Here is an 8,556-nt window from a genome sequence, read left to right on the forward strand (position 1 = left end):
GGGCGGGATGTAGGCCGATAACGCCGATGGCCCGCCTAGACATCGGCAAATTTGCGAAAGATCCTTGACGGTACCACCATTGATTCCGCGCCATGCCCACGCATCGGCGCAGGCAAGTAAAGGGGAATGCCATGTCTTACGTATTCACGCACGCAACGCTGCTCGACGGCACGCGCGATATGCAGCCGCGAGAGAATATGACCGTCGCTGTGGACGACGATGGCCGCATCAGCGCGGTCGGGCCGGCCGCTTCCACGGTGGGTCCTGCGGGTGCGCAGGAGGTTGATCTGAAGGGCGCGTACCTGATGCCGGGCCTGGTCAACCTGCATGTGCATCTGTGCGGCAACGGCAAGCCCACTAGCGCCGGCGCGGCGGGCGACCTTATCGAGAAGGTGGTCGCCAACCCCATCGGGCGTTGGTACCTGCATCGTACGCTGCGCAAACATGCCCAGCAGCAGCTGGCAAGCGGCGTCACCACGGTGCGAAGCGTGGGCGATCCGGGGTTCGCCGACGTGTGGGTACGCGACGCCATCAACGCGGGCAAGTACCAGGGCCCGCGCTTGGTCACCTCGGGCGTGGGCGTGACGGTGCCGGGCGGCCACGGCGCGGGGCTGTTCGCACACATTGCCGAAACGCCTGATCAAGCGCGTGAGATTGTGCGCGACTGCTTCGCCCACAAGTGCGATTTGGTGAAGCTGTTCATCACCGGCGGCGTGTTCGATGCCGAGAAGGAAGGCGAGCCGGGCGTGCTGCGCATGTCGCCTGAGATTGCGGCGGCAGCGGTGGATGAGGCTCACAAGCTGGGCATGCATACCGCGGCGCATATCGAGAGCACCGAGGGTGTTCGCGTGGGCCTGGAAGCGGGCGTGGACACTATCGAGCACGGCGGCGTTTTGGACGACGAGCTGCTGGCGCTGTTCCGGGAAAACGGTGTGGGTCGCAAAAGCTCGCTGACCTGCACCGTCTCCCCGGCGCTGCCGTTCATCAAGTTGCCGCCCGAGATGACCCATTCCGCTGAGGTCCAGGTGGTGAACGGGCGCATCGTCTTCGACGGTATCGTGTCCGCTGCAAAACAGGCCTTGGAGCAGGGGATTCCCGTTGGATTGGGTACCGATTCGGCGTGCCCGTACGTCACGCAATACGATATGTGGCGCGAGCTGGTGTACTTCGAGCGCATCGTGGGCGCAAGCCGTCAACTTGCGTTGCATGCAGCAACGCTGGGCAACGCAAGCATCATCGGGCTCGGCGACGAGACGGGCTCGATTGAAGTGGGGAAGTCGGCCGACATGATCGTGCTAGACGCGAACCCGCTTGATAACCTGGAGGCGCTGCGCAATGTGCAGCGCGTCATGGTCCGCGGCAAGTTCGCCGACGGCCTGCACGTGAAGCACCTGCCCGAACTCGATCGCGAATTGGACAAGCTCTTGCCGCGGATTTAGCAGGGTTTTGCGGAGCGTTCGGTTGTTTTCGCAGGTCAAAGGCTATGAAAACACAATAAAACAAACGTTCGATTTTTCTTGAACGCGGGGGTTTCGCATGGTACAGTAGGTGCAGCGAAGCCCCTTTTCGCGTATTTGCAACCCACCTGCCCATATCCATGAAGGAGGCGCGAGCGCCCGATGATTAGACCGATCATGCGAAACGAACTGTTCTTGGCCATGCCATCGGAGGCCGCAACCATCGAGGATGCGCCTGTTGGGCAGGACTTGCTTGATACGCTTGAGGCGCATGCCCATGAGTGCGTGGGAATGGCAGCGAACATGATCGGCGTGCGCAAGCGCATCATCGTGTTCGATGACAATGGCACGGCCAAGCTCATGTTCAATCCCGAAATCGTTCATGCCTCAAGCGAGTATTCTACCGAGGAGGGGTGCCTGTCTCTTGTGGGGCAGCGACCATGTCAGCGGTATCGAAAGATTCGCGTGTCATATCAGGACGAATCGTTTATAACCTGCCAGAAAAGCTTCAGCGGCTTTACTGCGCAGATAATCCAGCACGAAATCGATCATATAAATGGCATTGTAATCTAGGCATTTGCCGAAGCGTTTACCAGATGAAGCGCTTCTGCGGATAGGTTTCGAAGCTGTTGTATGCTGCGATTATCTTGCAGGATTGTGGCGACGTGATCACGCAATCGCGCATTTGCGTTTGCATTGCGTCTGCATTTAGATTTGCGTTTGCGCTTTGCGCATTGTGAAACTTGTTGTTAGGGGAAAGGTTTGCCGTGTCGGTACCTATAGAGCAGGCGCGCTTGGCGCTGGAGATGCATTTCGGCTACAAGGATTTCAGGCCGGGCCAGCAGGGCGTGGTGCAGGCTTTGCTTGCTGGTCGCGATGCGCTTGCGGTCATGCCTACCGGCGCCGGCAAGTCGGTGTGCTATCAGATACCGGGCGTTGTCATGAGCGGCCTTGCGCTGGTCATAAGCCCGTTAGTATCGCTGATGGGCGACCAGGTGCGCAGCTTGCAGGACGCCGGCATTCAGGCGGCGTATCTGAATTCCACGCTTACCCCGTCTCAGCAGGGTTCGATCATGGCGCGTGCTCTGGCGGGGGGGGTTCGACCTGCTCTATGTTGCGCCCGAGCGTTTGGAGGACCCGCGCTTCGCGGAGTTCGCCTCGCAGGCGCCTATCCCGCTGATCGCGGTAGACGAGGCGCATTGCGTATCGCAGTGGGGTCAGGATTTCCGCCCGTCATACCTGCGTATCGGTAAGTTCATTGAGCAGCTTCCCGCGCGTCCCACTGTGGCTGCGTTCACTGCAACTGCAACGGAGCGCGTGCGTGGCGATATCGTTCGTCTCTTGGGATTACGGGATCCCTATCAAGCGGTGACCGGTTTCGACCGGCCGAACCTCCACTTTTCCGTGGAGCGTCTAGAGCCAAATAAAAAGCTGAACCGCATCACGACGTATGCGAAGGCACATCCTGAGGACTCGGGCGTGGTGTATTGCAATACGCGTAAGAATGTCGAGAAGGCGCACGAACATTTGGTGCAATCCGGTGTGAAGGCAACGCGCTATCACGCGGGATTGGGCAAAGAAGAGCGCAACGCCAATCAGCAGGCGTGGATCAATGACGATGCCGCGGTCATCGTGGCAACTAACGCTTTCGGCATGGGCATTGATAAATCCAACGTGCGCTACGTCATCCACTACAACATGCCATCGAGCATTGAGGCCTACTACCAGGAAGCGGGTCGCGCTGGGCGCGATGGGCTTGCAAGCGAGTGCATGCTCTATTGGAGTGATGGCGATCTGTCCACTTGCAGGTTTTTCCTTGAGCAGGACAGCGGCAACGAAAGCATGAGTCCCGAGGAGGCTGAAGTAGCCCGTGCGGCTAGACGCCGTATGCTGGCGGCCATGGAAGGCTATTGCCTGACGTGCGAATGCCTGCGCGGCTACATGCTGCGTTATTTCGGAGATGAGTCCGCAGCAAAACAGGACAATGGCTCGTGCAAAAACTGCTCAAACTGCGAGGGCGGGTTCAGAGCGGTGGATGTTACCGCGGAGGCGCGTGCTGTTATGCGTTGCGTGCAGGAGCTGCGCGGAAGGTTCGGCAAGGGTGTGGTAGTGGATGTGCTGCGCGGCACGAACATGGAACGTCTCGAACAGTTCGGCCTTGCGCAGGCGAAATGCCTCAATTCCGTCAGCATGTCGCAAGTGCAGCTGAAAGAGGTTATCGAGCTGCTTGCGGCAGGTGAGTACTTGGAGATATCGGAAGGCAAGTTCCCTGTGGTGGGGTTTGGCCCGCGTTTTCGCGAGGCGGCAGCGCCGGATTTCCGGTTGCAGATGAAACAGGTGCTGCGCGAGCCGCAGCGCAAGGCGGGCGTTGCCGGTGGGCACTCGTTCGGCGGATCGGGTACGGCAAGCGGTCCCGATGCGGCATACGACCAGGATTTGTTCGAGAGGTTGCGCGCGTTGCGTAAGCAGCTGGCAATCGAAGGCGGGCTGGCCCCGTACATGGTCTTCGGCGACGCATCGCTGCGCGATATGTGCGCCCGCATGCCCGAAACCGAGGACGAGTTCATGGACGTCAGCGGCGTGGGCGCGAAGAAGCTCGAGAAGTACGGCAAAGCCTTCCTCGACGAAATCGCAGCCTACCGCTCCGATGTGCAGTAGGCAGCGGCGCGATTCGGCCGGGCTTAAGACTAAGTTTGACATCATATGGGAAGAGGGGCTTCGCCCCTCTTCCCATATGCGGTGATTATCGATGCCTAAGGTGCCAAGAACCCTCCCAAGGTCGCAGAGCGAGGGACATGCGTGAACAGGGGGACACGTGAACAGGGGGACAGACCCCTGTTCACGCATGATGGTGCGAAACCTGAAATTGCTAGGCGCCTCTCCTCCGTTACGCTTGGCGGTAGTGCGAGAGGAAGTCGCCGAGTTGGCCCATGGCTTCCGAGAGCACTTCGATGCGCGGCAGGTAGACCACGCGGAAGTGGTCGGGCGAGCCCCAGTTGAAGCCCTTGCCGGGAACCAGCAAGATCTTCTTCTCATGTAGCAGGTCGAGCGCGAACTGCTCGTCGTTGGTGATGTTGAACTTCTTCACGTCGATTTTCGGGAAGATATAGAACGCTGCACGGGGTTTGACGGCAGTGATGCCGGGGATGTCATTGAGCGCCTTGTACACGTAGTCGCGCTGCTCGCAGACACGACCTCCGGGCACCACGTAATTGCGCACGCTCTGATGGCCCCACAGCGCGGTCTGGACGATGGACTGCGCCGGCACGTTGGAGCACAGGCGCATGTTCGACAACATGTTCAGGCCCAAGATGAAGTCCTGGGCGCAGTACTTCTCGCCGGAGAGCACCATCCAACCGATGCGGTAGCCGGCGATCATGTGCGACTTCGAAAGGCCCGAGAACGTGATGCAGAACAGATCGGGGGCAAGGCTTGCGATGGACACGTGCTCAAGATCGTCCATGACCAAGCGATCGTAAATCTCATCGGATAGGATCATCAGCTGATGTTTGCGAGCCACATCGACGATCTGCTGCAGCACCTCGCGCGGATACAGCGCGCCGGTAGGGTTGTTCGGATTGATGATGACGATGGCCTTCGTGCGCGGCGTGATCTTGCGCTCGATGTCGTCGATGTCGGGATACCACTCAGCCTGCTCGTCGCAGATATAGTGAACGGGCGTGCCGCCGGCAAGGGTGGCGCAAGCCGTCCACAGCGGGTAGTCGGGGCTGGGGATGAGGATCTCATCGCCGGTGTCGAGCAGCGCCTGCATGCACAGGTTGATGAGTTCGCTGACGCCGTTGCCGGTGTAGATGCTGTCCATGTCCACATTGGGAAGGCCCTTGATTTGAGAGTACTGCATGATGGCCTTGCGGGCGCTGAACAAGCCCTTCGAATCGCTGTAGCCCTCGCAATCGGGAAGCTGGTGGCGCATGTCCTGAACCACCTCGTCGGGCGTGCGGAACCCGAACGGGGCAGGGTTGCCGATGTTCAATTTCAAAATGCGCATGCCCTGGGACTCCATGCGTGCAGCTTCGTCCACAACCGGACCACGAACATCGTACAGAACGTTATCAAGCTTCGAGGATTTCTTGAACTGACGCATAGGTACGCTCCCTTGATCATCAGACACAGTGGGTTCATTGGTATTTGAAGGTTCAAAATCATTTTGAACCTCATGAACAACTGGTTCAGGTATAGAAGGTTCATGTTCAGGAGGAGTCATAGGTGCAGACTCCTCGCCGCCCAGCCACTCAGGGGTGACGTTCAATAGTTCAGCAAGCAGCTGCATCACGTCGGGGCGGGGGATGGTCTTGCCGCTAACATACTGGCTGACCTGGCTTTTCCAGAGTTTATGACCTTCTTCTTGTGCTGCATGGATCAAATCTGCCTGCTTCATGCCGGCGGCGTCCATGGCAATCTTCAGTTGTTCGGCAAACACGTTCTGATCCATGCCGTTCCTTTCGTTCAAAGTTCAAACCATAGGTTCAAAGTTCAGTTCAACATAGAATTGAACCTCAAATTGAACCAACGTATGAACAAACCAGTTCATGAACCTTCAAATTGAACTATGAACTGTCGCTAATGTTTGATCATAGTCCAAAGTTCATAGGTTCAATTTCCTGCAGTGTAGCACGTTCGCATAGTCGTGTGTTCAATTTCATAAAGCCCCTGAAGTTCAAGAATGAACTTTCTCCGGTCAGCGGTCTTTTCGATTCTTCTTTTCGATTCCTTAAAAGCATTACCCGTACCTGAAGGCGGCCTTACAGACGCTTTACATAACGCCCCTAGACTTTGTACCTGCATGCCGAGGGTGTGCTGCGCCCTTGAAACGTCGCAGTAATGCGTTCGAGATCGTCGGATCTTATATGAGATAGAGCCTCTCGAACGCTCGATGTTTTAACGACGCAATGAGGTTTTCGAAGGGAGAACAAAGGTAATGGATCCGGCAACGCTGGTAATCGTCGGCTTGGTGATCGTCACCGCATTGACGTTTGACTTCACGAACGGTTTCCACGATACGGCAAATGCAATGGCCACGTCCATCGCAACGGGCGCGCTTAAGCCCAAGACCGCTGTTATCGCCGCGGGTACGCTGAACCTGGTCGGCGCGTTTCTGTCTGTAGAGGTCGCAAAGACCATCTCCGGTGGTCTGATCAACGAGCAAGTGGTAACCATCGCCCCTGAGTTCATCTTGGCGGGTCTGATTGGTGCCATCATTTGGAACCTGCTCACCTGGCTGGTGGGCCTTCCTTCCTCGAGCAGCCATGCGCTGTTCGGCGGCCTGGTCGGCGCCGTCATCATCGGTGCGGGCGTTGAGGGCGTGAACTTCGCTGCTGTCATCACCAAGATCCTCGTCCCCGCTCTGGTGTCTCCCATCGTTGCCGGTTTGGCAGCCTTCTGCGCGGTGAAGCTCATTTTCACTGTGGTCAAGCACATGAGCGAGAAGCAGGTTGAGTCCGGCTTCCGTCACGGCCAGACCGTTACCGCTTGCCTGGTGGCTCTCTCGCACGGCACCAACGATGCGCAGAAGACCATGGGCATCATCACGTTGACCCTTATCGCCGTGGGCCTGCAGCCTTCCGGCTCCGGTCCTGAGCTTTGGGTCGTCGCCATCTGCGGCCTTGCCATCGCCGCCGGCACGTACATGGGCGGTTGGCGCGTCATCCGCACCTTGGGCAAGGGTCTGACCGAGATCAGCACTTCGCAGGGCTTCGCCGCTGAGGCTGCAAGCGCAACCACCATTCTGGTTTCCTCTCACCTTGGCTTCGCGCTTTCCACCACGCAGGTTTGCTCCGGCTCCATCATCGGTACCGGCCTTGGCAAGAAGGGCAATCCGGTCAACTGGGGCGTTGCTGGCCGTATGGCGATCGCCTGGCTGGTCACCTTCCCCGCGGCCGGCATCGTTGGCGCGCTTGCCTGCGCGTTGGCGAAAACCGGCGTCTGGGGCACCGTCGCAACGGTTGCCATCGCCGTGTGCGTCGCGCTGATCATCTTCCGCCTTTCGAAGCGCAATCCGGTCAACAGCGGCAACGTCAACGATAGCCACGAGGTGAACATCAAGGCCGAGAAGGCTCGCGCGGTTCAGCCTCAAGCCCAGGCTGCGTAAGGAAGGTAGAATATGATCACGACTGAAATCATTAGCTTCGCCACCGTTCTATTCACCGCGGTTTGCGTCGCAAGCCTTATCAGCGTCCTGTATGCATGGGGTTTGCGCATGTGGGCCGACGGCTCGGTAGATGCCCAGGGCAACGCTCATCTGCTGCACCGAGTGGTCTCCGTCATCTGCTTCACCGCCTGCGTCTCGATCGTCCTATTCGCCCTTTGGCTCATGATTCCGATGTTCCACTAATCAGGGTTTGCGGATAGGTGCTTTTGGCGGGTATTATCTTCTGACCGATATCCGAATGCGATCACTTCGTTAGGAGTTGCAATGGGAAGCATTTTGGTAGGCATTGACGGCAGCGATCGCGGGCGTCGCGCCCTTGATTGGGCGGTGCGATTTGCTCGCGTGGTCGGTTACGACGTCCATATGCTGGCGGTCATCGACGAGGCGATCGCCAACAAAGCCGGGGTAAGCGTCGAAACCATCATCGAAACCGCGACGGCGGCGCTCGAGAAGAAGCGCCAGGCAGCTCTGGAAAGCTATCCCGACATGCACATCCAGTCCAGCGTCTCCGTCGGCGACATCGTCGGCGTGCTCGCCGATTCCGCGGCCATGCATGACCTGATCGTGCTGGGAAGCCACCACGGGCACACCATCGGTGAAACCATCGGCGGTGCGAAGGGCCTGCGCGTGTCCGTGTCCACCAGCGTCCCCACCGTTGTGGTACCCGCTGACTGGGATGCGAAGCAGCAGGGCGCTGGGATCGTCGTGGGCGTCGGCCCCGATGAGGCGGTCAGCGCACGCGCCATCGACTTCGGCGCGCGTGCTGCCGTGGCATTCGGGCAGCCGCTTGAGCTGGTCAGCGCTTGGGGCGTCCCGGCGTGGCTTGAGCGCACCGCGGAATCCATGGGCGGCGGCTTGGCTCCCGTTGGCGAACAGCGCCAGGCTGAGCTCGACCGTCAGCTCGGTCGCCTTGCTTACGAATAGCCGGGG

General features: G+C 58.9%; 7 protein-coding genes and 1 pseudogene. 7 read left to right on the forward strand and 1 reads right to left on the reverse strand.

The window, feature by feature from the left end:
* Positions 1 to 131 precede the first annotated feature (131 nt).
* From Q0H50_RS06840 to Q0H50_RS06855, 4 genes and pseudogenes are all read left to right on the forward strand, one after another.
* Positions 132 to 1,439 (forward strand): amidohydrolase family protein, encoded by a 1,308-nt coding sequence (locus Q0H50_RS06840; RefSeq protein WP_294420808.1) that lies wholly within the window; start codon positions 132 to 134, stop codon positions 1,437 to 1,439.
* A gap of 180 nt (positions 1,440 to 1,619) precedes the next feature.
* A complete protein-coding gene (locus Q0H50_RS06845) occupies positions 1,620 to 2,030 on the forward strand; it encodes a peptide deformylase (protein WP_294420809.1) in 411 nt (136 codons plus the stop codon).
* Positions 2,031 to 2,347: 317 nt separating this feature from the next.
* A pseudogene (locus Q0H50_RS06850) lies at positions 2,348 to 2,449 on the forward strand (hypothetical protein); the annotation flags it as partial.
* Positions 2,450 to 2,537: 88 nt separating this feature from the next.
* Complete coding sequence (locus Q0H50_RS06855) at positions 2,538 to 4,115, forward strand: RecQ family ATP-dependent DNA helicase (RefSeq protein ID WP_294420811.1); 1,578 nt, start codon at positions 2,538 to 2,540, stop codon at positions 4,113 to 4,115.
* A 229-nt stretch (positions 4,116 to 4,344) separates the two neighbouring features.
* On the opposite strand, the gene Q0H50_RS06860 is transcribed toward Q0H50_RS06855, so the two are convergent.
* Positions 4,345 to 5,910 carry an aminotransferase class I/II-fold pyridoxal phosphate-dependent enzyme gene (locus tag Q0H50_RS06860; RefSeq protein WP_294420813.1) on the reverse strand — a complete coding sequence of 522 codons (1,566 nt, stop codon included), beginning with the start codon at positions 5,908 to 5,910 and terminating at the stop codon, positions 4,345 to 4,347.
* 486 nt (positions 5,911 to 6,396) lie between these two features.
* On the opposite strand from Q0H50_RS06860, the gene Q0H50_RS06865 reads away from it, so the two are divergent.
* The 3 genes from Q0H50_RS06865 (at position 6,397) to Q0H50_RS06875 (ending at position 8,550) form a co-directional block, all read left to right on the forward strand.
* Positions 6,397 to 7,566 carry an inorganic phosphate transporter gene (locus Q0H50_RS06865; protein WP_294420815.1) on the forward strand — a complete coding sequence of 390 codons (1,170 nt, stop codon included), beginning with the start codon at positions 6,397 to 6,399 and terminating at the stop codon, positions 7,564 to 7,566.
* Positions 7,567 to 7,578: 12 nt separating this feature from the next.
* Positions 7,579 to 7,809 carry a hypothetical protein gene (locus Q0H50_RS06870; protein ID WP_294379891.1) on the forward strand — a complete coding sequence of 77 codons (231 nt, stop codon included), beginning with the start codon at positions 7,579 to 7,581 and terminating at the stop codon, positions 7,807 to 7,809.
* Positions 7,810 to 7,890: 81 nt separating this feature from the next.
* Entirely contained in the window at positions 7,891 to 8,550 is a 660-nt protein-coding gene (locus Q0H50_RS06875) for a universal stress protein (protein WP_294420816.1), read from the forward strand.
* Positions 8,551 to 8,556 lie beyond the last annotated feature (6 nt).

It is taken from the genome of uncultured Senegalimassilia sp. (assembly GCF_934632265.1).
In the GTDB taxonomy this organism is placed as follows: domain Bacteria; phylum Actinomycetota; class Coriobacteriia; order Coriobacteriales; family Eggerthellaceae; genus Senegalimassilia.

Coding starts and splice junctions, on each gene's coding strand:
- Q0H50_RS06875 (WP_294420816.1), top strand. CDS start 7,891: ATGGGAAGCATTTTGGTAGGCATTGACGGCAGCGATCGCGGGCGTCGC.
- Q0H50_RS06845 (WP_294420809.1), top strand. CDS start 1,620: ATGATTAGACCGATCATGCGAAACGAACTGTTCTTGGCCATGCCATCG.
- Q0H50_RS06870 (WP_294379891.1), top strand. CDS start 7,579: ATGATCACGACTGAAATCATTAGCTTCGCCACCGTTCTATTCACCGCG.
- Q0H50_RS06840 (WP_294420808.1), top strand. CDS start 132: ATGTCTTACGTATTCACGCACGCAACGCTGCTCGACGGCACGCGCGAT.
- Q0H50_RS06865 (WP_294420815.1), top strand. CDS start 6,397: ATGGATCCGGCAACGCTGGTAATCGTCGGCTTGGTGATCGTCACCGCA.
- Q0H50_RS06860 (WP_294420813.1), bottom strand. CDS start 5,910: ATGGATCAGAACGTGTTTGCCGAACAACTGAAGATTGCCATGGACGCC.